Origin of the sequence: Roseateles noduli (assembly GCF_050626985.1) — a bacterium.
Lineage (GTDB): Bacteria > Pseudomonadota > Gammaproteobacteria > Burkholderiales > Burkholderiaceae_C > Roseateles > Roseateles noduli_A.
In genome coordinates this window covers 3,863,160-3,887,455 of record NZ_CP192463.1, presented here as the reverse complement: position 1 = coordinate 3,887,455, position 24,296 = coordinate 3,863,160, and the positions used below count along the sequence as shown (strand labels likewise).

The 24,296-nt window shown below is 68.7% G+C and carries 18 protein-coding genes; 3 read left to right on the top strand and 15 right to left on the bottom strand.

Translation table 11 applies throughout. The features are described from left to right. Positions 1–71: 71 nt before the first annotated feature. The 3 genes from ACQ4L4_RS16985 to ACQ4L4_RS16975 form a co-directional block, all read right to left on the bottom strand. On the bottom strand, positions 72–647 hold the full coding sequence (locus tag ACQ4L4_RS16985) for a cohesin domain-containing protein (protein WP_431100108.1): 576 nt from the start codon (positions 645–647) through the stop codon (positions 72–74). An 8-nt stretch (positions 648–655) separates the two neighbouring features. Next, positions 656–3,277: a phosphocholine-specific phospholipase C gene (locus ACQ4L4_RS16980; RefSeq protein WP_431100107.1), complete on the bottom strand. Its 2,622-nt coding sequence runs from the start codon at positions 3,275–3,277 to the stop codon at positions 656–658. Positions 3,278–3,381: 104 nt separating this feature from the next. Beyond that, positions 3,382–4,482 (bottom strand): porin, encoded by a 1,101-nt coding sequence (locus tag ACQ4L4_RS16975; RefSeq protein ID WP_431100106.1) that lies wholly within the window; start codon positions 4,480–4,482, stop codon positions 3,382–3,384. 785 nt (positions 4,483–5,267) lie between these two features. Here ACQ4L4_RS16975 and ACQ4L4_RS16970 point away from each other — a divergent pair. Further along, entirely contained in the window at positions 5,268–6,089 is an 822-nt protein-coding gene (locus ACQ4L4_RS16970; protein ID WP_431100105.1) for a phosphodiesterase, read from the top strand. A 147-nt stretch (positions 6,090–6,236) separates the two neighbouring features. Here ACQ4L4_RS16970 and ACQ4L4_RS16965 read toward each other — a convergent pair whose 3' ends face one another. The 10 genes from ACQ4L4_RS16965 to ACQ4L4_RS16920 all read right to left on the bottom strand — a co-directional run bounded on the left by ACQ4L4_RS16965 (position 6,237) and on the right by ACQ4L4_RS16920 (position 19,909). After that, complete coding sequence (locus ACQ4L4_RS16965; RefSeq protein ID WP_431100104.1) at positions 6,237–6,926, bottom strand: DUF2007 domain-containing protein; 690 nt, start codon at positions 6,924–6,926, stop codon at positions 6,237–6,239. A 66-nt stretch (positions 6,927–6,992) separates the two neighbouring features. After that, the gene (locus ACQ4L4_RS16960) at positions 6,993–8,528 is read right to left on the bottom strand and encodes a tryptophan halogenase family protein (protein WP_431100103.1); all 1,536 of its coding nucleotides are present in this window, start codon (positions 8,526–8,528) and stop codon (positions 6,993–6,995) included. A gap of 28 nt (positions 8,529–8,556) precedes the next feature. Next, positions 8,557–9,585, bottom strand: a complete 1,029-nt coding sequence (locus tag ACQ4L4_RS16955; protein WP_431100102.1) for a cupin-like domain-containing protein — start codon at positions 9,583–9,585, stop codon at positions 8,557–8,559. Between the two features lie 22 nt (positions 9,586–9,607). Next, positions 9,608–12,631, bottom strand: a complete 3,024-nt coding sequence (locus tag ACQ4L4_RS16950; protein WP_431100101.1) for a TonB-dependent receptor — start codon at positions 12,629–12,631, stop codon at positions 9,608–9,610. A gap of 271 nt (positions 12,632–12,902) precedes the next feature. After that, a complete protein-coding gene (locus tag ACQ4L4_RS16945) occupies positions 12,903–13,991 on the bottom strand; it encodes an ABC transporter ATP-binding protein (protein ID WP_431100100.1) in 1,089 nt (362 codons plus the stop codon). 13 nt (positions 13,992–14,004) lie between these two features. Further along, on the bottom strand, positions 14,005–15,426 hold the full coding sequence (locus ACQ4L4_RS16940; RefSeq protein ID WP_431100099.1) for a GH1 family beta-glucosidase: 1,422 nt from the start codon (positions 15,424–15,426) through the stop codon (positions 14,005–14,007). Positions 15,427–15,474: 48 nt separating this feature from the next. Then, complete coding sequence (locus tag ACQ4L4_RS16935; RefSeq protein WP_431100098.1) at positions 15,475–16,347, bottom strand: carbohydrate ABC transporter permease; 873 nt, start codon at positions 16,345–16,347, stop codon at positions 15,475–15,477. A 21-nt stretch (positions 16,348–16,368) separates the two neighbouring features. Beyond that, the gene (locus ACQ4L4_RS16930; protein WP_377160372.1) at positions 16,369–17,304 is read right to left on the bottom strand and encodes a carbohydrate ABC transporter permease; all 936 of its coding nucleotides are present in this window, start codon (positions 17,302–17,304) and stop codon (positions 16,369–16,371) included. Between the two features lie 15 nt (positions 17,305–17,319). After that, entirely contained in the window at positions 17,320–18,612 is a 1,293-nt protein-coding gene (locus tag ACQ4L4_RS16925) for an extracellular solute-binding protein (protein WP_431100097.1), read from the bottom strand. Positions 18,613–18,886: 274 nt separating this feature from the next. Next, positions 18,887–19,909, bottom strand: coding sequence for a LacI family DNA-binding transcriptional regulator (locus tag ACQ4L4_RS16920; RefSeq protein ID WP_431100096.1), 1,023 nt, complete (start codon positions 19,907–19,909; stop codon positions 18,887–18,889). Between the two features lie 313 nt (positions 19,910–20,222). Between ACQ4L4_RS16920 and ACQ4L4_RS16915 the strand changes: the two genes are divergently transcribed. Beyond that, complete coding sequence (locus tag ACQ4L4_RS16915) at positions 20,223–22,094, top strand: methyl-accepting chemotaxis protein (protein ID WP_431100095.1); 1,872 nt, start codon at positions 20,223–20,225, stop codon at positions 22,092–22,094. Here ACQ4L4_RS16915 and ACQ4L4_RS16910 read toward each other — a convergent pair. Both ACQ4L4_RS16910 and ACQ4L4_RS16905 read right to left on the bottom strand, forming a co-directional pair. Then, positions 22,039–22,335, bottom strand: coding sequence for a hypothetical protein (locus ACQ4L4_RS16910; protein ID WP_431100094.1), 297 nt, complete (start codon positions 22,333–22,335; stop codon positions 22,039–22,041). The two genes, ACQ4L4_RS16915 and ACQ4L4_RS16910, sit on opposite strands and share 56 nt — an antisense overlap. Next, the gene (locus ACQ4L4_RS16905; protein WP_431100093.1) at positions 22,332–23,078 is read right to left on the bottom strand and encodes a sulfite exporter TauE/SafE family protein; all 747 of its coding nucleotides are present in this window, start codon (positions 23,076–23,078) and stop codon (positions 22,332–22,334) included. The genes ACQ4L4_RS16910 and ACQ4L4_RS16905 overlap by 4 nt, the downstream gene beginning before the upstream one ends. Positions 23,079–23,174: 96 nt before the next feature. Here ACQ4L4_RS16905 and ACQ4L4_RS16900 point away from each other — a divergent pair, with 96 nt between their 5' ends. Next, positions 23,175–24,110, top strand: coding sequence for a LysR substrate-binding domain-containing protein (locus ACQ4L4_RS16900; RefSeq protein WP_431100091.1), 936 nt, complete (start codon positions 23,175–23,177; stop codon positions 24,108–24,110). Positions 24,111–24,296 lie beyond the last annotated feature (186 nt).

Sequence of the window (24,296 nt, the reverse complement as noted above, 5' to 3'; positions counted from 1 at the left end):
GATTGCCGCCTGAAGAGGCGGCCCCAAGGGAGCCTGCTGATGCAGGCTCCCTTTTTTTCATCCGCGTGGCGTCAGTGCGACCGCTTGCGACGACGCGTCGTGACCCCGAGTGCCCCCAGGCCCAACGCTGCCAGCAGCGCGGAGGTCGGCTCCGGCACCGCAGACACCGCGAGATTGAGCGACGCGTTGAGTGGCTGCACGTCGCTCCACAAGTAGCTGAGCCCGTGGTTCAGGTTGCCGGCGTCGGTGACCAGGCTGATCTGCGCTAGACCACCCTGCAGCGCGTCGAAGTGCAGCGTGCCGAGCAGCAGCGAACCCTGACCGCCGTTGGCGACGCCGGGGAAGCTCGATCCACCGAAGGTGCCCGCGCCCAGCCACGGGCTGTCGTCGTCCCAGCCGGCGGCGGCGGTGAAGCTGCCGAAGGAGAGCTTCGTCGTGTCGTAGCTCAGGCGGAAGCCGAAGGACAGCAGTTCTTCATCCGAGGGCAGGCCGCCGAACGGATCCACGAGGCTGATGAGCAGGTCCACGCCTTCACCGACCTTGGCCGGACCGGCGGCGGTCAGCGAGACCGTGGCCGCATGAGCGGTCGTGGTGGCCAGCGAGGCGAACGCCAGCGCAGCGGCGGCGAGCAGGGGCTTGAAGTTCATGAGGGTTCTCACAGGGTGCTGAAGAGCTGGTACCAGACGCGGTAGTCCGCTTGCGTGATGCACTTGTCGCCGTCCATGTCGGCCAGCGGCTCGAAGCGCGCGTCGCCGGCGCAGCTGCCGATGGCGTTGCGCAGCGTGTCGCGGTCGGCGGCGGTGACGGCGCCGTCGGCGTTCACGTCGCCGTTCTTGCGGATGCGGACCGACAGGCGCGGCGCGGCTTCGCCGTAGCCGTCGTTGAGGAACAGGCCGAAGAAGTAGTCCCCTTCCGGCTGACCGGCCAGCGAGAACACCTGCGATCCCGACGGGCTCGCCACGTAGTTCCACTTCAGCGAGCCGGGACCGCCCGGCGTCATGCCGACCCGGTAGAGGCCGATCCAGTTCGTCGTGCTCGACGGCAGCCCGGTCCAGCTCAACGACACGCCGCCGCCGATGCGCACGCGATCGACGTCGGCCTTGAACGTGGCCGTCGGCGTGCTCGGCGGCAGCACCGGCGGCGCGTTCCACGTGACCTGCGCAAGGCCGTTCAGCACCGGGTCGGTGAAGTCGAGGCCCGCGCCCTCGACGTGGCCGGCCAGGCGGCGCAGGAAGGCGTTGTCGCCGTCGACCGTGACGACCAGGTCGTACCAGCCGTAGCTGGCCGTGACCGCGCGGACATGGTCGCGGCTCGAGCCCGCCGGAACGTCGATCGTCACGACGGTCTTGTCGCCGTAGGCGTTGTCGACGATGCGGAAGCGCATCGCCTGCGTGCTCGCATTGCGCAGCGTCAGCGTGACGCTCGCGGTCGCGGGCTGTTCCTTCAGGCTGGTGGCGGCCAGACGGCCGATGCCGTCGAAGCTCATGCGGAACTCGCGCAGGAAGCCGTTGTCGCCGTGCACGGCGAGCTGCATCGGCGCGCTGCTCCAGTTCCAGACTTCCTGGTCGATGCGCTTGCCCGGCTCCACGGTGTAGTGCCACGGGCCGTCGGTGCGCAGCGTCGAATAGACGATGAACGCCGCCGTGACGCTGCCCTCGTTGGCGAAGCTCAGCGCGAACTGGCGCGCGTTGGTCGCGGCGATGCCGTCGACGGTCGAGCGGTACGGCAGCGGCGCCGCGCGGCGCGGGATGCCGCTGGCGGCCTTCTCCTGGCGCGGCAGGCTCTGGTTGGCCGGCGGCAGCGCGTCCTTCGTGCCCCAGCCCTTGAAGTAGACGGCGTTGGCCGGCACGCTGGACGGGAACTCGGCGCCGCCGGACTTGAAGTCGAAGGCGCTGGTCATGTCGCCGCACACCGCGCGGCGCCACGGCGAGATGCCGTTGCACTGCACGCTGTTGCGCGGGTGGCCGAGGGCCACGAGCCATTCCTCGGTGAAGCGGATCAGCGAGGTGTGGTCGAACAGCTGCGAGCAGACGCGGCCGCCTTTGCTCCACGGCGAGATCACCATCGTCGGCACGCGCGGGCCGAGGCCGATCGGCTGGCTGTTGGCGATCTCGCCCTGCGTGGCGTTGGTCATCGTCGTGCGGCCGCGGTCGGTGTTCAGCGGCGCCATCACCGACGGCATGTGGTCGAAGAAGCCGTCGTTTTCGTCGTAGGTCAGGATCAGCGCGGTCCTGGACCAGACCTCGGGCGACTGCACCAGCGCCTGCAGCAGGCGCGCGGTGAAGTTCTCACCGGCGTTGGGCGTGTCGTCGGGGTGCTCGCAGTACTCGGTCGGCGCGCAGATGTAGGACACGCGCGGCAGGTTGCCGCTGCGGACGTCGGCGGCGAACTGGTCGATCAGCCACTGACCCGTCGTGCCCGGCGCGTTGGCCTGCGTCGATCCGGCGGCCAGCGCGCGGCCCTTGCGATACAGCGGCGACGCGCTGTTCAGCTTCTGCCCGTTGGCATCGGTGCGGAAGTTCTTGAAGTACTGGAGGTAGTTGTCGCCGTAGTTGTCCCACTCCTGGTAGACCTTCCAGCTCACGCCGGCGGACTCCAGGGTCTCGGCGTAGGTCAGCCACTCATTGCCCTTGGCGGCGGGGTTGTCGTTGGCGATGTCGCCGTTGTAGATGCCGTTGGTGACGTTGTAGAGCTTGGAGTCCGAGATGCCGGTCACCACCGCGTTGCTGTGGCCGGTGAGCGCGTAGAAGCGGTTGGGATCGGTCGGGCCGAAGATGGAGCAGTGGTACGCGTCGCAGACGGTGAACGCGTCGGCGAGGGCGTAATAGAAGGGCAGGTCGCTGCGGTCGAAGTAGCCCATCGTGCGCGGCGACTTCTTCGGCACCCAGACGTTCCAGTCCTTCCAGGTGGCCTCGGTGCCCTTCCAGCTGTGGTCCAGGCCGACGCGCAGCGCGTTGGTGTTGCGGATGTCGAAGTGGTAGGGCAGGACCTGCGAGCCGAGGGCGGTGCCGGGCTGCATCCACACGGGCTGGCCGGAGGGCAGCGCGATGGGGCGCGGATCGCTGTAGCCGCGCACGCCGGCCAGCGTGCCGAAGTAGTGGTCGAAGGAGCGGTTCTCCTGCATCAGGATGACCACGTGCGCCACGTCGGCGAGGCTGCCGGTGGCGTTGTTGGCCGGCGTGGCGAGCGCCTTGCGAATGGTCTGCGCGAACGAATGGCTGCTGGCCATGCCGGCGACCGCGGCGGTCAGGAAGGACCGGCGGGATGTCGTGCTCATGAAGCTTCACCTGGGAGGTCGTGAAGCGCGTGATTTTTTTCGCGGAGGAAGTCAGCAGCGTGAAGGGACGAAGTAGCGCGTGCGATGAGGGGCGCACGCTGACGTCAGAAACTGTGCCGCAGGCCGGCCTCGCAGCCCTTGGAGTCGCCGCCCGCGGGCAGACCCGGAGGGCCGCCGGGAACCACCGCGGCCGCCCGGCCCTTGTTGGTGATCCAGGACGCGGTGGTGTAGAGGGCCGTGCGCTTGGAGAGGCTGTGCACATAGCCCATGGCGAGCTGGGTCGACGCGTTGCCGTCGATGCTCGTCGCGCCGACACGCCCGTCGAACTTCGCCCGGTTGATCGAGAACTTGAGCTCGCCGGCCACGCCCAGCGGGACGACGGCGCTCAGCAGCATGAGCAACTGCTTGGCATCGGCGTACTTGAACACGCGCAGTGCGCCGGAGAACTTCGCCCCGGCGAGGCTGACGGTGCCGCCAATGCCTGAGTCCTTCAGCTTTCCCGCCGTCGTCAGGTCGTTCTCGATCTGCGCATGCACCACGGAGATCTCGAAGGTCGGTGCCGTGTAGCCCAGGCGGGCGCTGGTCAGCTTGTGCTGAGCATTGGCCGAGAGACCGCCTTCGCCCGCCGCCACCATGACGACTCCCTCCACGCCGCCGAGGCCGCCAGGCAACACGTATTGCACCGCGTTGCTGGATCGAACGGTGGGGGCGAGACCGGTGCCGAACGCCGAACGCACGGGCCCCACCGCGGTGGTGTTGATCAAGTTGCCGGCGCTGGCGGCGCCCGTGTATCCGAACGGGTCGAACCGCGCCCAGTTGGTGAAGTTGGGTGTGTAGTCGCGGCCGAGGCGAACTTCACCGAGCTGCTTGTCGGCGATGGCGACAATCGAGCGGCGGTCCCAGAACTGCGACGCGGACGCCTGCGTCCCCGAATCGACGAGCACGCCGTGCTCCAGGTTGAAGGAGGCCGTCAGGCCCCCGCCCAGATCTTCGACACCACGAACGCCCAGGCGGCTGGTCATGCCGCTGCCGCTCACGAGCGACTTGATCGAGCCGACGGCGTCGTTGTGGACGTAGCGCATGGCGGAGTCGAGGATCCCGTAGAGCGTGACGGTGCCCTGCGCGTGCGCCGGTGTCGCGATCAGGGGCAGCGTGGCGGCGACGGCACCCAGGAAGGGGACCAGGGAGGACGGTAGCTTCTGCATGATGCTCTTTCTCCAATGCGCCGTGGCGCTCGCGATCGTTGACGGGTTGAGGACTCGGACAACTGGGACCGGGCATGGCTCCGCCCATGGCGGAGGCATCCGCCATACGCTGGGTCGGTCAAGGGAGGGCTGGCGGAGCGCTCGTCGGGCACGAGGCCCGCGGCCTCGATGACCTGGCCCAGGTCATCGATCCGGCGGTGTGGAACCGTGCCAGCCCTTCAGGCGTGGAGGTCGAGGGGCTCAGCGCCGGTGGCGTCGAAGCGATCCGGGGCAGCGACGCTTCCGCGGTCGGGCCGGAGCGGGCACGTCAGGCGCGCCGACGCTGATCGTGATCGCCGTGGACAAGGCGCTGCCGGCCCAGCGTTCGATCTGAAGCTGCTGCATGTCTGTCTCCAACGTTTTCTTATCGTGAGGTGTACTCTAGGCACCGAGTGGCTACTTGGGAATTCGAAAGATAAGATCGATTCATCCGGAATGCTGATCAATCTCGCCCCCGAGACAACGACCCCTCACGCCGTTGACGCCATGTCCGCAGTCTCCGACCTGCTCGCCGCCTACGACGCGCAACTCCGCTCGGAGGCCGAGACGCCGAGCGCCATCGCCGTGGCGCAGCGCGCGACGACGGCATGTCCTTGTGGATCGCCGAAGCCGACGGCGAGCTCATCACCGCCGGGCGCCTGGAGCCCGTCGCGGGCACGGCCTTCGCCATCCGGCTTATTTCATCGAGGTGACGGTCCGTTCACCATGCGCTCCACGGCACGGCCTCGGGGTGCATGTGCCGTGCCTTGGCCTCACCCCTGGCGGAATCTTCCATGCTCATCGGGCATTTGTCGGATCCTCACATCCGCCCGCGCGGCCAGCTCTACCAGGGCGTCGTCGATTCGAATCAGGCGTTGCGTGAGGCGATCGACCATCTGCTGCGCATGGACCGACAGCCGGATTTGATCCTGGTCACCGGTGATCTGGTCGACGAGGGACGGCCCGACGAATACGAGGTCGCTCGCGAGCTGCTCGACACGCTCGGCCTGCCGTATCTGGTGATCCCCGGGAATCACGATCATCGCGAGCAGTTCCGTGCCGCGTTCGCCGATCTCGGCTATCTGCCCGGCGAAGGGCCGTTGCACTACTGCATGGACGACTATCCCGTCCGCATCATCGGTCTCGACTCCTGCGTCCCTGGCGCGCATCACGGCCATATCGACGAGGCAGGACTGCGGTGGTTGTCGGAGACCCTCGCGAGCGATCGATCCAAGCCCACCCTCGTCATGCTGCACCACCCGCCTTTCGCCTGCGGGATTCCCTACATGGACGAGTACCGCTACCTCGACCCGGGTCCGTTGGCGTCGGTGCTGGATCGATGCGCGAATGTCGAGCTCGTCCTCTGCGGTCACGTTCATCGCCCGATGCTGCGGCGCTGGGCCGGCACCGTGGTGTGCGCCTGCCCCAGCACCGTGACCGAGATCGACCTGCAACTGCATCCTGCGGCCGCGCCCAGCAGTCATGCGGGCCCTCGCGGCGTGATGCTTCACCTGTGGGAACCGGGACTCGGCATGGTCAGCCACTTGTCGCAGATCGGCGCATTCGCCGGGCCCTATCCCTTCGCGTGACGACCGGCCGCGCCCCGATCAGACCCCCGGAATGCCCCGCCGTCGCAGGATGACGTGCGACATCGCGAGGGCGACGCCGGTGGAGGCGAGGCGGGGGCGGTCATGCGCGTTCAGTCCTGGTCGTGGAACGGGGTCGGGGCGACATGCTCACCGCAGCGTCTGCAGCACCGCCCCCAAGGCCAACGCCGCGATCGCCGCGGCCACCGCCGGGACCAGGAGCCGCTTCTTCGGATAGTGGCTGCCATACGTCTTGATCAAGGCACGGCTCTGCTTCTGCCCCGCGATGACGTACCAGATGACGTTGACGGCACAGAGCAGGAGGCTGGCCTCGAAGACCACGAACGGTCCGCCGGCGTTCTCATGCAGCGCATAGATCCCGACGAGCGACAGGGCACTCAGCAGGATGAAGCTGAGCCATGCGTCGGCGCTGAGCCGTCCATCCCGGATGGCCCGGGCATTCGCGAGCTGGATCCCCGCGCCGAATGCCGGCGTCAGCAGGAAACCGAGCAGCACGGCGCGGTCCGGACTGAACAGCGGGACCGACAACGGGATCGTCGCGGGCGCGGCGCTCTCTTCGCCTTCGAGCTGGAACGCGCCGGCGTCGAACTCGGCAATCGCTTCCCGCGCCGCGGGGACCTGCGATCCAGGGACCAGCACCCGGACGCCACCGACCGCGTGCGCGATCAACGAGTAGCTCTGGACCATCTGGTCGTCCGCCACATGCGGCGTGAGGCCGGCGGCCTCGAGCACGCCCCTCAGCAGATGGGCTTCGGTCGGCGTGGTCCGCGTCGCGACGCAGACGAAGTCATCGGATGTCGGCTCGTTGTGTTCTGGCATGGATCCCCCCAGCCGCGAAGCTTAAATCGCTTTGCGAGCGGGGAGACCCGTCCCGATGCATGGCGATCACACGGGCACCGCCGCCCTTGGTGCCATCGCCGCGGGCGCATACCGCGTCACATACTGCTGATGCCCCGGCATCTGCGCCACGGTCTTGTCGATGCGCGCGGTGATCCCGCCGAGGAAGCCGGCGAGCTCGCGATCCCCCATCAGGTCCGCCGACGGATGATGCTGCTCCGGCACCAGCCCCTGGCCGAGCATCACCTGCACCCACGAGTTCTCGGTGAACAGCTCGTTGGGCACGCGGAACACGCGCCCCGTCTCGCGGAACAGGTCCAGCCGGTGCTGCAGCGAGGCCGGCACCGGCATCTCGCGCATGGCCTGCCACATCGGTGAATCCGTCCGCTGCTGCACGTGGTAATGCAGCACGATGAAGTCGCGGATGTGCTCCAGCTCGTAGCGCATCTGCGCGTTGTACTCGTCGATGTCGGACTGGCGGATCCCGTCCTTCGGGAACATTTGCAGCAGTCGGATCGCCGTGCGCTGGATCAGGTGGATGCTGGTCGATTCCAGAGGCTCCAGGAAACCGCTCGACAAGCCTGCGCCGACGCAGTTGCGCTTCCACACCACCTCGCGCTGGCCCGGCTTGAAGCGGATCACGCGATGCGGCGTCAGCACCTCGCCGGCGATGTTGCCGAGCAGCGCGCCGCGCGCCGTCTCGTCGTCGGTGTAGCGGCTGCTGAAGACCACGCCGTTGCCGACGCGATGCTGCAGCGGGATCTGCCACTGCCAGCCCCACGGATGCGCAATGGCGCGCGTGTACGGCACGGCGTCGCGCACCGACGCCGTCTGCAGCGCGATCGCGCTGTCGCAGGGCAGCCAGTGCGACCAGTCCTCGTAGCCGACCCCCAGCGCCTGGCCCAGCAGCACCGAGCGCATCCCCGTGCAGTCGACGAAGAGGTCGCCCTCGATCTCCGTCCCGTCCTGCAGCTTCAGCGCGCGGATGTCGCCGTCGGGCTGCATCAGCACCTCGGCGATCTTGCCCTCGAGGCGCTTCACGCCGTAGCCCTCGCTGAACCGGCGCAGGAACTGGCCGTACAACGTCGCGTCCAGGTGGTACGCGTAATTGATGCCGTCGTCGGGCAGGTGCGCGAACTTGTTCTCCTTCGCCGCGCGCAGCTCCAGGCAGTAGTCGCCGTAGTCCGACGCGAGGCCGCGCTCGCGGCCCTTCAGCCAGAAGTGCTGGAAGCCCGCCGTCCAATGGTCGACGCCGGTGTTGCCGAACGCGTGGATGTAGCTGGCGCCCTGGTCGCGCCAACCTTCGAACTGGATGCCCAGCTTGATCGTCGCCTGCGTCGCGGCCATGAACTCGCGCTCGTCGAGCCCGAGCAGCTGGTGGAAGGTCAGCATCGTCGGGATCGTCGCCTCGCCGACGCCCACGGTGCCGATCTCGTCGGACTCGACCAGCCGGATGTCCAGCTGCTTGCCCAGGTGCTTGGAAATGCAGGCCGCCATCATCCAGCCTGCGGTGCCGCCGCCGGCGATGACGACGCGCTTCACCGGACGGCGCGGGGTGGGGGGCTCTGGCGAGGTGAAGGTCATGGCGTCTCCTCCATGGGGGTGGGGGTGTTCAGCGTTGCTTGAGCCGCTGAATCAGATGTCCGCGCAGGTGGCCGGCGCCTTCCGCCGTCAGCGGGGCGAGCGCATGCCGCGCGTGCTCGGGGATGTGGGCCGCCGTGTCGGCGTCCGCGTTGAACACGTAGTGATCGAAGATCCCGCGCCACGCCGCGCGCTGCGGCGCGGGCAGGTCGCGCATCGACAGCAGCGCCTGCATCAGCGCGAACAGCGGCGGATCCATGTGCGCCGGCGACTGCCGCCACCAGTAATTGATCAGGACGTTGAACGCATCGAGCGCCTCGACCTGATGCCACCACATGCTCGGGATGTAGAGCGCGTCGCCGGGGCCGAGCTCGGCGACCTGCGCCTGCTCGAGCGCCTGCGCGAAGCGCGGGAATCGCTCGAAGTCCGGGTGCTTCAGATCGACCAGGCTCACCGGCTGACCGGCGGGCGTGAAGTCGATCGGCCCGACGTAGAGATTGGCCAGCTGCTCCGGCGGGAACAGCGTGAAGCGCCGATGCCCGGCCGCGACGCAGGCGATGTTGTCCGGCAGGTCGTAGTGCGGCGCGATGCGGCTGCGATTGCCCAGCCACACGCTGGCCAGCGCGTCCTGCGCCGTGCCTTCGCCGGTCGCCAGTGGCGTCAGGTCCAGGTCGTTGGCGGCGCGGAAGCCCGGCAGGCAGGTGTCCACCGTCGTCGAACCGACGTAGAAGCAGGGCGGCCGTTCGACGTCGGCCAGCCTGAGCAGCTCCTCCATCAGCGCCGGCAGCGGCGCGTCGGCACGACCGAAGTTCATGCCGGTGAGGTCGTCGTTGTAGAAGATGCGGCCGTCGATCTCCGGCGGCCCCGTCATGATGGCCACCGGGGCGCCGCGCCAGCAGCCGTGCAGGTAGTCGACCGCCGCGCGGTCGGAGCGCCGCGCCTCCCGCACCATCGGCCAATGCGACACGAGGCCGCGCAGCACCACCGGCTGCGCGGCCTCGAGCAGGTTCGACGGAAGCCGACCCGGGACCAGGTCCTTGATTTCCAGGATCGGCTTCATGCGGGCAGGGGCCCTCGCGGGCTCAGAACTTGTAGCGGAGTCCCAGCATATAGCGGCGACCCGTCTGCGTGACCGAGTAGACCTCCTCCGTCGTCCGACCGTGCTGGCGCAGGATCGAATCGCCGACGTTGATCACCTCGGCCTGCAGGCTCAGCTTCTCGCTGAAGTTGTAGCCCAGGCTGATGTCCACCTGCGAGTACGGCTCCGTGAAGATCGGCGCCGAGCGGCCCAGCTGGTTGCCGTCGTTGACCGCGGCCAGGAACTTGTCGCGCCAGTTGTAGGCCACGCGCACGCTGAACCTCGCGTCCTCGTAGAAGCCCACCAGGTTGGCGGAGTCGCTCAGACCCACCAGCGCGTACTGCTGCGCGAAGCTCGCGTTGTCGTACTTCAGTCCCGACTTGACCTTGGTGTAGTTGGCCGCGACGCCGAAGCCCGAGTTCCCGAACGCGTGCTGCACGTTCAGCTCGAAGCCCTTCAGGCTGTTGGACTGCGTGTTGGCCGGCACCGTGATCTGGAAGTTGGCCACCGGATCGCCCGGCTGTCCCACGATCGTTCCCAGCGCATGCCCGTTGCTGTCGCCGGTCTTGGTCACGCCCGGCTGGCCGTTGTAGCGGTTGAGGATGTAGTCGCGGATGCAGGTGATGTCGCTGCCGCAACCGCCAGTGGTCGACGCCTCGTTGTAGTACGCGCCGCCGATCGGCGTGTGCAGGTTGAACGGGGTCGCGTTCTCCAGCGTCGAGCCGATGTAGTTGCTGATGTTCTTGCGGAACACGCCCGCCGCCACGTAGCTCGACCGGGCGTAGTAGTACTCCAGCGAGAAGTCGATGTTTTTCGACTTCAGCGGCTTCAGTCCCGGATTGCCCTGCGAGCCGGTGCCGCCGCTCAGGCGCGCCAGATCGTTCAGCGTCTGTCCGCCCTGGATCGCGTCCCAGCCCGGACGGCCGATGGTCGTGCCGTAGCTGGCGCGCAGCTTCAGCTTGTCGGTCAGGTCGGCCTGGTAGTCGATGTTGGGCAGCCAGTAGCTGTACTTGCCGTCCAGCGTCGTGAAGCCCGGATCGCCCTTCAGCACCGTCAGCTCGTTGTTGGAACCCCAGGTGATCCCCGTGGCGATCGGCACCAGCGCGCTGGAGGTGACCTTGGTCTTCTCGTAGCGCATGCCGACCGTGGCGCTCATCGGCACGCCCAGTTCCCACTCGCGGGTGTACTCGGCGTAGGCGCTGGTGGACTTCTCCGTCGTGCGGCGGTCGGTCGAGAAGACGTTGGACGCGAGGTACTTGGAAGGATCGCTCCAGGACTTCGCCGCCAGGTCGCGGATGGTGCCGAAGTCGAAGGTGTAGAACTGCGTGAACAGGCGCGGGTCGCCGACGCCGCCGATCTTGCCGAAGAAGTCGCGCAGGTCCTGCGGGATCCAGACGTTGTCCGGATAGTTGGCCGGACCGTTGGCCACGCCGCCCCAGTTGTCCAGCTGGACGTTGGAGTAGGCCGAGCGGTTCTTCGCCTTCGTCAGGCCGACGCCGAAGTCCAGCTTCGACTCGTCGCTGATGTCCCAGCTGCCGCGGATCTGCTGCTGGTCCACCTCGGCCTTCATGTAGCTGTTGCGGAAGGACGAGCCCGTCACCTGCTGCAGCGCCGCGTTGCGCGTCGTCGTCGGCATGATCAGGATCGGCAGGTCCTGGCTGAAGTCGACGCCGGTCTGGCCGCGGTTGAAGCTGGCCGTGCCGATCACGTTGTTGCTGCCCCAGGGGCTGTCGGCGCCGGACTTGGCGGTGGACTTGTGCGCGTCGAATTCGAAGCGCAGCTTGTCGGTCGCCTTCCAGTCGAGGTTGAAGCCCAGCGACTTGTTGTCGTTCTTGGTGGCGAAGTCCGCGCCGCCCATGGACAGGTCGGCGTCGCCGTTGGCGATCAGCTCGGTGTAGTTCAGCGGCGCGGAGATCGGGCCGCCGGTCCACGAGCTCGACGACGGGCCGAAGCTGAACCACGCCGACAGGTCGTTGCGGCGCGTGTGCACCTTGTTCTGCGAGGCCGTGTAGTCCAGCGTTGTCGTCAGCGACTTGGTCGGCGCGAACTGGAAGGTCACCTGCCCGTTCGTGCGCTCACGGCGGATGCCGTTCATGTTGTAGTTGACGTTCTGCGGCAGCGAGTAGACGTCATTGGGACCGGGACGGTTGGTGATGCGTTCCGACCCCGGCGCGCCCGGCAGCGGGATCGCGCCGTTGCCCGTCTCGTCGCCCTTGAACGGCAGCCAGCCGTTGGGCACGCCGGCGCTGTTGTAGCCGGCGTCGCGCTTCTGGTAGCTGCCGGAGACGGACACGCCGAACATGCCCTCGCCGAAGGTCGTGCTGTAGATGCCCGACACCTCGGGCGTCACGCTGTCGCCCTTGATGTTGTCCGGCAGGCGCGAGTTGCCGCCGTCATGCACGGCCTTGACGCCGATGCTGGCGATGGTCTTCTTCGTGTCCAGCGGGCGGGCGGTCTTGATGTTGATCGTCGCGCCGATGCCGCCGGTCGGGGCGCTGGCGCGGCTGGTCTTGTAGACCTCCAGCGCGGCGATGGATTCCGTGGCCAGGTTGGCGAAGTCGAAGGCGCGCGAGTTCGACGGACCCGTGTCCGCCAGCGTCGACGCCGGCATCTGGCGGCCGTTGAGCAGCACCAGGTTGAAGTCGGGGCCGACGCCGCGCACGGTGACCTTGGAGCCTTCGCCCATCGAGCGGTCGATCGACACGCCCGAGATGCGCTGCATCGATTCGGCCAGGTTGGTGTCGGGGAACTTGCCGATGTCCTCCGCGACGATGCCGTCGACCACGCCGCGTTGCTGGCGCTTGAGGTTCAGCGAGGTGTCCAGCGACTGGCGGATGCCGGTGACGACGACGGTGTCGATCGTCGCGTCGGCCTTGCGCTGCGCCTCGGAGGCGGCCGCCTCGGGCGCCGCCGGTGCCTGCTGCGCATGCGCGGCGGCGGCGAAGAACAACAGGGCGCAGGCGGCCGCCACGGGCTGGCGCTGCGGTCCGCGGACCTGCCGCAGTCGGGTGGGGTGGACGTGCTTCATCTTGTCTCCTTGTTATCTCTCAGTCTTGACCATGACCCCCATGCGATGGCGGGCCCGATTGTCTGCAGGGCAAGCTGGATCCGTGTATTCGGCGGTAACTTTGAAAGCGCTTTCAGAATTTATCTGCTTCAGCCACGGGACCTCTACTGACTTTCCCTAGCGAGGGGTTCGCGCCACACGGGCGCGGGGGTACTGCGGGGATCGGGGCCGGCCTGCGCGCGGCGCGGCGGGCCGGGGCAGTCCCGCTGCGGGACTGCCGGGAGCTGGCGGCTCAGGCCGCGGCAGGCACCGGAACGCGCGGCTCGAGGGCGCGCGCTTCGGCATCGAAAGCCAGTGCGTGGTCGGCGGTGGCGATCAGGCGGACGGTGTCGCCGTCATGCAGCGACGCCGCGCCCGCGGGGAGCTTGGCGGTGAGCAGGTCGGCGATGCCGTCGACGCGCAGGTGCAGGATCGAGGTGTCGCCCAGATGCTCGGCGAGCACCACGGTCGCGGGCACGGCGCCCTCGTCCTGGCCCGTCCCCAGAAGCAGGTGCTCGGGCCGCAGGCCCAGACGCTGCGCCGCGGGCCGCGACGCGCCGCCGAGCGAATCCCACAGGCGTCGTGCCGCGCCGGGCGCGTTGGCCGTCGGGCGTTCGATGAAGTTGATCTTCGGCGCGCCGAGGAAGCCGGCGACGAACTCGTTGGCCGGCCGGCGGTAAAGGTCCATCGGCGCGCCGAGCTGCTCGATGCGGCCCTTGTTGAACACGGCGATGCGGTCGCCCATCGTCATCGCCTCGACCTGGTCGTGGGTGACGTAGATCATGGTCGTGCCGAGCTGCTGGTGCAGTCGCGTCAGCTCGATGCGCATGTCCACGCGCAGCGCGGCGTCGAGGTTGGACAAGGGCTCGTCGAACAGGAAGACCTTGGGCTTGCGCACGATCGCGCGGCCGATGGCCACGCGCTGGCGCTGGCCGCCGGACAGCTGCTTGGGCGTGCGCTGCAGCAGGTCGGTGATGCGCAGGATCTCGGCGGTGCGGCGCACCTGCTCGTCGCGCTCGGACCGGCCGATGCCGGCCATCTTCAGCGCGAAGCCCATGTTCTCCGCGACCGTCATGTGCGGGTAGAGCGCATAGCTCTGGAACACCATCGCCGCGCCGCGGTCGGCGGGGCGCAGGTCATTGGCGCGGTTCCCGTCGATCAGCAGGTCGCCGGCGCTGATCTCCTCCAGGCCCGCGATCATGCGCAGCGTCGTGCTCTTGCCGCAGCCCGACGGGCCGACGAAGACCATGAACTCGCCGTCCCGGACGTCGAGGTCGATGCCCTGGATCACCTCGTGATCGCCGTAGCGCTTGCGGATGCCGCGCAGCGTGACTTGTCCCATGACGGTCTCCCGATCAGCCCCGGCGCGCGGCGCGCCGTTGCAAAACAAAATCGCGGTAGGCGAGGGCGCTGTCCTTCGGGGTGCGCTGCTGCGTCGCGTAGTCGACGTGCACGATGCCGAATCGTTTCGCGTAGCCGGACGCCCATTCGAAGTTGTCCAGCAGGCTCCACACCATGTAGCCGCCCATCGGCACGCCCTGCGCGATCGCGTCGCCGACGGCGGCGATGTGCGTGTCGAGGTAGCGGGTGCGGTCAGCGTCATGCACCTGGCCGTCGACGCCGACCGGATCGGGGAAGGCGCCGCCGTTCTCGGTCACGTACAGGCGCCGGGCGCCGGGGTAGTCGCGCTTGATCGACACCAGCAGGTCGGTCAGCCCCTGCGGATAGACCTCCCAGCCCATGTCGGTCAGCTCCAGGCCGCTGGTCTTGCTGTCGACCGGACCGGCCGCGCTGATCAGACCGCGCGAGTAGTAGTTGATGCCCACGAAGTCGATGGGCACCTGGATCTTCGCCATGTCGCCGGCCTCGATGTAAGGCGCGTCGTGGCCGAGGTGGTCCAGCACGTCCTGCGGATACCGGCCCTCGAAGAGCGGGTCCATGTACCAGCGGCGCAGCTTGCCGTCTTCCAGGCGGGCCGCGGTGCGGTCCGCGTCCGACTCGGTGGCCGGGTACATCGGCGCCATGTTCAGCACGATGCCGAGCGCGGCCTTCACGTTGAGGGCTCGCATCGCGGTGACCGCGAGGCCGTGGCTGAGCAGCAGGTGATGCGAGACCTGCGCGGCGATCTTGCGGTCCTTCAGGCCGGGCGCGAAGACGCCGGACTCATGGCCGAGTTGCGCGACGACCCAGGGCTCGTTGTGCGTGGCGATGGAGACGACCTTGTCGCCGAGCCGCTTCGCGATGCCGACGGCGTATTCGACGAAACGCTCGACGGTGACGCGGTTCCCCCAGCCGCCGATGTCCTGCAGCGCCTGCGGCAGGTCCCAGTGGTTGAGCGTCAGGTAGGGCTTCATGCCGCGGGCGAGCAGGCCGTCGACGAGCTTCTCGTAGAACGCGAGTCCGGCCTCGTTCCAGTCGCCTTGCCCGGTGGGCATCACGCGCGGCCAGGACACCGAGAAGCGGTAGGCATCGACGCCCAGGCGATGGATCAGGTCCAGATCCTCTTCCCAGCGCGTGTAGTGCTCGCAGGCGACGTCGCCGTTGCTGCCGTCGGCGATCACGCCGGGCTGGCGGCAGAAGGTGTCCCAGATCGACGGCCCCTTGCCGTCGGCGTCGTGCGCGCCCTCGATCTGGAAGGCGCTCGTGGCGACGCCCCAGACGAAGTCGGCGGGGAAGTCCTTGGCGGCGGCCGTCGGCAGCGCGGACGAGGCGGCGGTCGGCACTGCAGTCGACCCTGAGGTCGATGCGGCGGACGAGACGGGAGTGGCAGATGACATCGATGCAGGCTTTGTTATGCGTTGGAGGAGAGGCGCAGGCGTCGGGCGTCACTTCACCGCGCCGACGGTCAGGCCCGAGATGAGCTGCCGCGAGCACAGGACGAAGAGCACGATCAACGGCAGCGTCGCGATGGCGGATCCGGCCATCAGCGCGCCCCATTCGGTGTCCACCGGGCTCTGCAGCGATCGCAGCGCCAGCGGCAGCGTGTACATGTCGGGCGAGCGCATGACGACCAGCGGCCCGATGAAGTTGTTCCACGAGGAGATGAAGGTGATCAGCCCCAGCGTGCCCAATGCCGGCTTGAGCAGCGGCAGCACGATGCGGGCGTAGATGCCCAGCTCCCCGCAGCCGTCCATGCGCGCGGCCTCGACCAGCTCGCGCGGCACGGCGGAGCCGATGAACTGGCGCATCAGGAAGATGCCGAAGGCGCTGGCCGCGCCGGGGATGTAGAGCGCGCGCGGCTGATCGATCCAGCCGAGCAGGTCCATGATCATGAAGCTGGGGATCATGTTCATGAAGCTGGGCAGCAGCATCGTGCCCATGACCAGCCCGAACAGCGCCTTCTTGAAGCGGAACTCGTACATCGCGAAGGCGTAGCCGCCCATCGAGCAGAACAGCAGCGTCAGGCCGGTGTTGCAGATGCCGACGTACAGGCTCAGGCCCAGGTTGCGCCAGAAGGGCAGGCGCTTGGTCAGGATGTCGACGTTGGCGAGGAAGTCGTCGCCGAACCACATCGGCGGCGGCAGGCTGAAGATCTCGGTGCGCGAGTGCGTCGCGAAGACGAACATGAAATAGAACGGCGCCAGCATGATCAGCGCGCCGGCGCCCACCAGCAGGTAGGCGGCCCAGGCGGTCATGCGCGGCGGCTGCGCGGCGTGGGGCGCGGCGGCGTCGAGGGGGGCGTGCATCGTGGTGCTCATGGCGTTTGCTCCGGTCGGCCCTCAGTCGTCCTTGCGCCGGAACGCACGGTTGGTGAGCCACGTCAGCGCCGCCACGACGAGGAACAGCAGCCACGACATCGCGCTGGCGGCGCCGAAGTCGTTGAAGTCGAACGCGTTGCGGTAGAGGTAGACGGCGGCGCTCATGCCGGCCTGGTCGGAACCGCCCTTGCCGCCGGTGAGGATGAAGGGCTCCTCGAACAGCTGCAGCCCGCCGATGACGCTCAGCGTCACGCCGAAGAAGATCATCGGCCGCAGGCTGGGCAGCGTGATGTGGAAGAACTGCTGCAGGCGGCTGGCACCGTCCATGGTCGCGGCCTCGTAGAGATCGGGCGGGATGGTCTGCAGCGCGGCGAGGTAGAGCACGACGTTGAAGCCGACGTAGCGCCAGAACACGATCATCGAGATCGCGGGCTTGAGCGCGTCGGGGTCGTTGAGCCAGTCGACGGCGGCCTGCGGCACCAGGTGGCCGAGCAGCGGGACCTCGCGCAGCGTCGCGATGGCGAGGTTGATCAGGCCGTAGTCGGTCGAGAACAGCGAGCTGAACAGGATTGCGATCGCGACCGACGAGGTGATGTAGGGCAGGAAGTAGGCGCCGACCATCGGGTTGCGCCAGCGCTTGAAGGCCAGGTGCAGGAAGGTGGCGAGCGGGATCGCGACCAGATGCTGCGGCACGCCCGAGGCGATCGCGAGCCAGCCGGTGTTGCGCAGCGACTTCCAGAACCATTCGTCCTGCAGCGCGAAGGCGAAGTTGTCGAGACCGACCCAGTGCATCGCGCCCAGGCCGCTGGTCGGTTCCCAGCTGTGGAACGCGAGGTACAGCGAGAACAGCAGCGGGAACAGGCCGAAGACCACGAACAGCAGCAGGAACGGCGCCAGCAGCGCATAGGGCGCGTAGCGGGGCGAGAGGCGCAGGGCTTGTGGAAGGCGGAAGCTCATCGTCGTCGTTCCGGGTCAGCGGTGCGCGCGCAGTCGCAGCAGGCGCTGCGCGTCGGCCAGGGCGGTCGGGATGTCCTTGCCGCGGTCGAGCACCTTGTCGAGTTCGGTGTCGATCACTTCCCTGGCGAAGTTGTCCTGCTTGTGCACGGGGAAGGCGCGGATGTGGTCGGCGGCCTCGCGCCAGTCGCGGCGGGCCCGCTGGCCGCCGAGGAAGGGCAGCGGCAGGTCGTAGAAGGGATCGGTCTGCGCGTCGATCAGCGCGGGGAAGGCGTCCTGCGCCTTGAAGGCCGCGAGCTGCTGCGTGCGGTTCATCGTCATGAATCGGATGAACTCGTAGGCCATCGGTTTGCGGGACGCTTCGCCGTGGCGCGCGATGGCGAAGAAGGTGCCGCCGTAGGCCGCGAAGGCGCCCTCGGGCAGTTGCGCCGAGCGCCACTTGCCGCGGGTGCTGGGCGCGAGCCACGTGTTCAGGTGGCCGGCCAGCCAGGCGCCCGACATCTGCGTGGCGATGCCGCCGCGCTTGAAGCCTTCGGACCAGTCGGAGGACCAGGCGATGACCTTGGCGTCGAGCTGCTGGCGGCGCACGGCGCGGGCGAGCTCGAAGGCGCGGACGAAGCGCGGCGTGTTCACCAGCGGGCGCGAATCCTTGTCGAAGAACAGGCCCTCGCCGGGCTCCAGGCCGGTGCGGATCAGGATGTCCTTCATGTCGCGGGCATGGGCCATCAGGTAGGCGCCGGTCGCGGCCTTGATCTTCACGCCGGCGGCGACGTAGCCTTCCCAGCTCGTGGTCAGGTCGGACTCCTTGAGCCCGGCCTTGGCCAGCAGGTCGGTGCGGTAGAGCAGGGCGCCCGGGCCGATGTCCGTGGGGACCGCGAGCACCGCGCCCTTGGGCGTCGTCGCCTGGTCGAAGGCATAGGCGACGAAGCGCGCCTTGTCGCGGTTCAGGTCGTAGGGCGGGCCGGAGAGATCCTCGAGCCCGGTGCCCTGCGCGAAGCGGCCGAGGTAGCCGATCTCCAGCGCCATCACGTCCGGCAGACCCTTGGCGGTCGACAGCGCCGTCGTCATCGCGGTGTGGTGGTCGTTGAGCTCGCGGCTCACGATCTTCACCTCGACGTCGGGATGCAGTTCCTTCCAGGCGGGAAGCGCGCTGCGGACGATCTCGTCGATGGCGGGGAAGGCGGCGACCGTCAGCGTGGTCGTGGCCGTCGTGGGGGCGGTCGTGGTGGTCGTCGTCGCGGGCGCGGCGGGCGAGGACGTCTGCGCGGCAACGCCTGACCCCGCCTGGGCCACGCCCAAGGTCAAAGCCAATGCCGATAGCCACCGGGCCCACTGCCGCATGCTGTCCGTCTCCGAGTTCGTTCTGTTTATGAAAGCGCTTTCATGATATCCAACGAGACAGCGTGACCGTACCAGGGTTATCGCTAGGGAGGAGCCTTGACTGCCTGGGACAGCGCGTTGGCCGCCATTGCATGGGGCCGCAGCCGGCAAGCGGCTGAACCCCAAGCAATGCCGTCCCCCATCACTGCCGTCCTTCGACGGCTTTGCGACCGAGGACTGCGGGGAGGCAGGGGAGACTCTGGCGTCAGAGAGAGCGGGTGGACGAACGGATGATCAGCCGCGGTTCAGGCAACTGAGCGGTGGGGTTCTTGTTGCCGAGCAGATCGAGCAGCGCCTGGGCGGCGCAGCGGCCCAGCTCGAGGCCGGCCTGGTGGATCGTCGTGAGCGGCGGGATGCAATGCGCGGCGCCGGCCAGATCGTCGAAGCCGACGATGGAGACGTCCTCGGGCACGCGCAGGCCGCGGCGGTAGAGCGCCAGCGACGCGCCGAACGCCATCTGGTCGTTGGCCGCGAAGATCGCGGTGAAGGGCTCGCGGCTGTCGATCAGGCGTTCGACCGCCATCACGCCGCTGTCTTCGTGGAAGAGACCCGGCAGGACCAGCGCGGGCTTGTACTTCACGCCGGCCGCTTCGAGTGCGGCGCGGTAGCCCTTCAGGCGCTCCTGCGCGTCGGGGTGGACCGGGTCGCCGGTGATGAACGCGATCTTGCGGTGACCCAGCGTCAGCAGGTGATGCGTGGCGAGACGCGCGCCCTCGAAGTCGTTGAAGTTCAGGGAGTACAGGCTGGTTGCCTTCAGCGTCCGGCCGGTGACGACGACCGGAAGCTCCTTCGCGAGCTTGCGCAGCGACTCGTCGCTGAGCCGGCCGGTGAGCACGATGATCCCGTCGACGCGGCGCGCGCGCAGCGTGTCGATGCAGCGCTGCTCTTCCTTGGCGTTCCAGTGGCCGCTGGCGAAGAGGGGCACGTAGCCGGCGGCGTCGAGGACTTCCTCGATGCCCCGCAGCGCGACGCCGTAGTACGGGCTGTCGATGGCCTGCGTCACCACGCCCACGCTCAGCGAGCGACCGCCGGCCAGCACGCGGGCGATCGGGTTCGGGACGAAGCCGAGGTCGGCGATCGCGCGGTCGACGGCGTCCTTCTTTTCCTGGCTGACGACGGCGGTGCCGTTGAGGATGCGCGAGACGGTGCTCGGCGAGACCCCGCTGACTTCGGCAACCATGCCCAGCGTCACCTTGGCGGGCGTGCGGGCGGACTTGGTGCTCTTCATGAGGGGGATCGCGTTGTCGGTGGGCGCGGGCGAGTGTAAGGGACGGTTGCAGGACGTTGGCAAGCGGGAGGGTGACCGGGTGATGTCAGGGGCGAAGGCCGGTGTCTTGGTGGTGCCGATCCGGTTCGAGGGGCTCGTCTCCTTTGCGCTCGCCTCATCGGGCGCCTTGCGCCCGGACCGGTGGATCGAGCGTTAAAAACACCCGATTCCCCGGCTCCTGCAGAGTTGGCCTCCGGGTTGTCCCGTAGCTGTAACGAAGCATTGCAAGACTCGCGGCGCCTCCCCAAGCACCGGCCTCCCCAGGTCCCGCCGCATGTCTCTCAAACACCGCCTCGCCGTCGTCGCACTCCTGTGCGGCGCCGTCTGCCTGCTGCCGACCGCGCAGCTGGGCTTCAACCTCCTCGACGCCCTGCGCACCGTGAAGGCGCAGCGCGCCGCGCTGCCCGCCAACCAGGCGTGGCAGCGCGTGATCGCGGATCTCTCCGAACACCGGCTGGCCTCGGCCACCGCGTCCAGTCATCCCGAGCAGGCCGCCGCGCGCGACGCCGCCGCCACGAAGATCGAGAAGGACTTCGAGGTCGTGCTCGCCGAGCTCGACGACGTGCGGCACGGCGACGCGCTGTCCGATGAGGCGACGAAGATCCGTGAGCAGTTCAAGGCGCTCCACGCCAAGGGCGTGAGCCAGATGCTCCAGGTCCAGGCGCCGCAGTACCGGGCGCTGTTCGATGCGATCTTCGATGCCGTCGCGCAACTGAACGCGCGGTCCGGGCTGCTGATGCAGCAGGACGGCGCGACCTACTTCAACGTCGTGGCCGGGCTGCAGGTCGCGCCGCAGCTGACGGACACGCTGGCCGAGCTCGGCGCGATCGGCGCCGCGGCCGCGGTCGACGATGTCGCCGCCGTGGGCAATGCCGCGGGGCGCTACAGAGCCGACCTGCGCCAGCTCAACGCGGCGCTGCGCCAGGCGGCCGTCGCGGATGCGCCGCACGCGGCCGACTACGCCGAGACGCTGCAGCGCGTCGCCCAGCAGCGCCAGGTGGTGCTGGACGCGCTCGATGCGTCGGCGAAGGACGTGAACTACCCGCTCGATCAACTGGTCGCCACGCTGAAGAAGGGCGCGGTGCTGCAGTCCGAGCTCTCCGCCCGCGTGATGGACACGCTGGCGCAGCGGCTCGACGACAGCGAGTCCGCCGTCGCGCGGCGTTTCCTGTTGACGACGATCGTCGTGATCGGCGGGCTCATCGCGATGGGCCTGGTGCTGTGGCGCACGCTGCTCGGCGTCTGGCGTCCGATCCATGAGGCGGAGACGCTCACCGAGCGCATCGCGCAAGGCGATCTGACCGCCGAGTCCTCATGGCACACGAACGACGACCTGGGCCGGATGCTCGATGCGATCCGCTCGATGCGCGACCGGCTGCGCGGTCTGGTGACGCAGATGCAGGTCGCGTCGGGCGAGATCCACGGCGCCGCCGACGAGATCGCCTCCGGCAACCAGGACCTCAGCGTGCGCAGCGAACACGCGGCGGCACGCGTGCAGGAGGCGTCGAGCAACGTGCAGCGGCTGTCGGAGACGCTGGACGGCACGGCGCAGGCCTCGGTCCGCACGCGCGGGCTCGCCGATGAAGCCAGCGCGAGCGCCGCCGCCGGCGGCCGGATGGTGCAGGGCTTCGTGGAGACGATGAACTCGATCGGCGCGAGCTCCAGGCGCATGTCGGAGATCGTCTCGGTGATCGACATGATCGCGTTCCAGACCAACATCCTGGCGCTGAATGCGGCCGTGGAGGCGGCGCGGGCGGGCGAGCAGGGGCGCGGCTTCGCGGTCGTCGCCGCCGAGGTGCGCCACCTGGCCAAGCGCAGCGCCGGCGCGGCCGGCGAGGTCAAGGTGCTGATCGGCGAATCGGTCGCGCGGGTCGAGCGCGGCCAGTCGGAGGTGCAGGCAGCCGGTGCCGCCATTGCCGGCATCGAACGCGGCATCGGCGCGGTCAGCGCCGAGATCGAGCGGATCGCCCACGAGGTGGCCGAGGAAGCCGTCAGCCTCCAGCAGCTGCGCGGGACCTTCACCGATGTCGAGCGCATGGTTCAGCAGAACGCGGCGCTGGTCGAGGAAGCCGCCGCGTCGGCCGCCTCGCTCAACGATCAGGCGGAGCGGATGAACGAGCTGGCGTCGGCATTCCGGCTGGGCTGATCGTCGGACCGATCGAGTGTCCCGCGCCGGCGACCAGCCGCGCGCGGGCTTCGTCGAGCACGTCCACGAGTTCGGACGATGCGACGTGAACCGCGAAGCTCGCTGGCGAGGTACCCTGATCGTCCGGCGCGTCGCTGCGATCGACGCGTTCCGCGTCGTGCAGCCACAGGGCGAGCCGGTAGGCGCGCTCCAGCAGCGCGGCCAGTTCGCAGCGCTCGTCGCGGGGCGGATCGATGCTCATAGCCCCCGCCACAGGTTCGCGATGCCGAGCACGATGAAGACGACGAACAGCGCGCGCTGGAACGTCGTCGCGCTGATCCTCGCCCGCACGGCGGCGCCGACGCCCAGGCCGGCGAAGGCCGCGGCGAGCGCCAACAGCGAGGACACGGTCAACACCGATCCGCTCTCGAAGGAATGCAGCCGCGCGGCCAGCGACAGCGTCGCGACGGTGAAGGACAGGCCGAGCGCCTGGATCATCGTGTCCTTGTCCAGCCGCAGGGCCTGGAGGTAGGGGACGAGCGGCAGCGCGAAGACGGCGGTCGAGGCGGTGACGAAGCCGGTCGCCAGTCCGGCGGCGAGGCCGATCCACCAAGCGTGCGGCGACACCTGCGGAACGACGGGTTTCCACAGTCCCCACAGGCCGTAGACGACGAGGATCACGCCCAGGGCGAGCCGCGCGTCGATGGGCGCAATCATGCTGAGGTCCGGTCCCCAGACGGTGGAGACGGCCATGCCCAGCCACACCGGCCACAACATCGTGGCGATGCGGCGCCAGGCGGGGCCCTGGCACTGCGCGATGTTGGTGACGAGCGACGGCATCACCAGCAGCGCCGCCGCCTGTGCGGGGGCCATCCACAGGCCGAGCAGGCTCATGGCGACCGTCGGCAGTCCCATGCCGGTGACGCCCTTGACGCCGCCGGCCAGGATGAAGACCAGCCCGATGCCGAGCCAGGGCGCGAGCGCCGCGAAGGAAGTGGAATCCATGCCGCGCATCTTCGAGGCGTGCCCGACGACTGTCGATCTCGATGTGCGGCGGATATCCTTCGCGTCCGCAAGAGGATTCGCGAGAGGATGGCCTCGATGACCGCAATGCGTTCCACCGCCCGCCCGATCGACTACCGCGTCGATCCCTTCGACCTGCAGCTGTTCGAGGCGGTCGTCGCGCATGGCTCGATCACGGCCGGCGCGGCGGCGATGAGCCTGTCGCTCGCGGCCGCGAGCGCGCGCTTGAAAGGACTCGAGCACCGGGTCGGTGTGCGGCTGCTGGATCGTTCCAAGGCCGGCGTCGTCGCGACCGATGCGGGCAGGGCGCTCTCGCGTCAAGCCCGCCGGGTGCTGTCGGAGCTGGATTCGCTGCATGTCGAGATGTCGGCCTTCGGCCGCGGGCTGCGCGGAACGGTGCGCCTGCTCGGCAACACGGCCGCGGTGGTCGAGGCGCTGCCGCCCCGGCTCGGCCGCTTCCTCGCGGACCATCCGGACATCGACGTCGAGCTGCAGGAAATGCCCAGCGACGCCGCGCTGCAGGCCCTGCGCGAAGGCGTCGCCGACGTCGCGATCGTCACCAATCATGTCGACACGACAGGCCTCACCTCACAGCCCTGGGTGGAGGACGAACTGGTTGCGCTGCTGCCCGCGGTCAAGCGAGGCCGGATGCCGAAGAGCGTGCGTTTCATCGAGCTGCTGGACCGGCCCTTCGTCGGTCTCGGCGCCGACAGCGGCCTGAGTCGCTACCTGCTGGCGCAGGCCGCGCGCAGCGGCCGCGTGCCGCATCACCGCGTGCGCGTATCGAGCTTCGAGGCGGTTGCCCGGCTGGTCGAGGCCGGCGCGGGCGTGGCCGTGATGTCGCGCAGCGCGGCGGAACGCGGGAAGACGGACGGCGTCAGGATCGCCCGCCTCGACGAGCCGTGGGCGCGCCGCACGCTGATGCTCTGCCATTCGGGGCAGGCGCTGGAGCAGCCGGGGGTGATCGCGTTGGTGACGGCGTTGATGACTGCGCCTGACGCTTCGCGGGCCTAGGTGAACGGTGGCCAAATGGCCACATCGCCTGCGGCGTGCTTGGGCGCCGTCTGGTGATCGGGCTGGAGGATGTGGCCCTGCGGGGCGGCCGCTAGCCCTTCCGTGCAATTGACGGATGGGTATGCGCTCCGGAAATATCCGCAGTTCACCGATTCAATTTCATGAATCGCCGTTCAGCCTCTAGAT

Bases quoted from the DNA above. Each gene is read 5' to 3' on its own strand.
- ACQ4L4_RS16955 (WP_431100102.1), bottom strand. From the start codon at position 9,585: ATGAAGCCGATCCTGGAAATCAAGGACCTGGTCCCGGGTCGGCTTCCG.
- ACQ4L4_RS16985 (WP_431100108.1), bottom strand. From the start codon at position 647: ATGAACTTCAAGCCCCTGCTCGCCGCCGCTGCGCTGGCGTTCGCCTCG.
- ACQ4L4_RS16900 (WP_431100091.1), top strand. From the start codon at position 23,175: ATGACCGCAATGCGTTCCACCGCCCGCCCGATCGACTACCGCGTCGAT.
- ACQ4L4_RS16915 (WP_431100095.1), top strand. From the start codon at position 20,223: ATGTCTCTCAAACACCGCCTCGCCGTCGTCGCACTCCTGTGCGGCGCC.
- ACQ4L4_RS16940 (WP_431100099.1), bottom strand. From the start codon at position 15,426: ATGTCATCTGCCACTCCCGTCTCGTCCGCCGCATCGACCTCAGGGTCG.
- ACQ4L4_RS16930 (WP_377160372.1), bottom strand. From the start codon at position 17,304: ATGAGCTTCCGCCTTCCACAAGCCCTGCGCCTCTCGCCCCGCTACGCG.
- ACQ4L4_RS16965 (WP_431100104.1), bottom strand. From the start codon at position 6,926: ATGCCAGAACACAACGAGCCGACATCCGATGACTTCGTCTGCGTCGCG.
- ACQ4L4_RS16960 (WP_431100103.1), bottom strand. From the start codon at position 8,528: ATGACCTTCACCTCGCCAGAGCCCCCCACCCCGCGCCGTCCGGTGAAG.
- ACQ4L4_RS16945 (WP_431100100.1), bottom strand. From the start codon at position 13,991: ATGGGACAAGTCACGCTGCGCGGCATCCGCAAGCGCTACGGCGATCAC.
- ACQ4L4_RS16910 (WP_431100094.1), bottom strand. From the start codon at position 22,335: ATGAGCATCGATCCGCCCCGCGACGAGCGCTGCGAACTGGCCGCGCTG.
- ACQ4L4_RS16975 (WP_431100106.1), bottom strand. From the start codon at position 4,482: ATGCAGAAGCTACCGTCCTCCCTGGTCCCCTTCCTGGGTGCCGTCGCC.
- ACQ4L4_RS16935 (WP_431100098.1), bottom strand. From the start codon at position 16,347: ATGAGCACCACGATGCACGCCCCCCTCGACGCCGCCGCGCCCCACGCC.
- ACQ4L4_RS16920 (WP_431100096.1), bottom strand. From the start codon at position 19,909: ATGAAGAGCACCAAGTCCGCCCGCACGCCCGCCAAGGTGACGCTGGGC.
- ACQ4L4_RS16980 (WP_431100107.1), bottom strand. From the start codon at position 3,277: ATGAGCACGACATCCCGCCGGTCCTTCCTGACCGCCGCGGTCGCCGGC.
- ACQ4L4_RS16905 (WP_431100093.1), bottom strand. From the start codon at position 23,078: ATGGATTCCACTTCCTTCGCGGCGCTCGCGCCCTGGCTCGGCATCGGG.
- ACQ4L4_RS16950 (WP_431100101.1), bottom strand. From the start codon at position 12,631: ATGAAGCACGTCCACCCCACCCGACTGCGGCAGGTCCGCGGACCGCAG.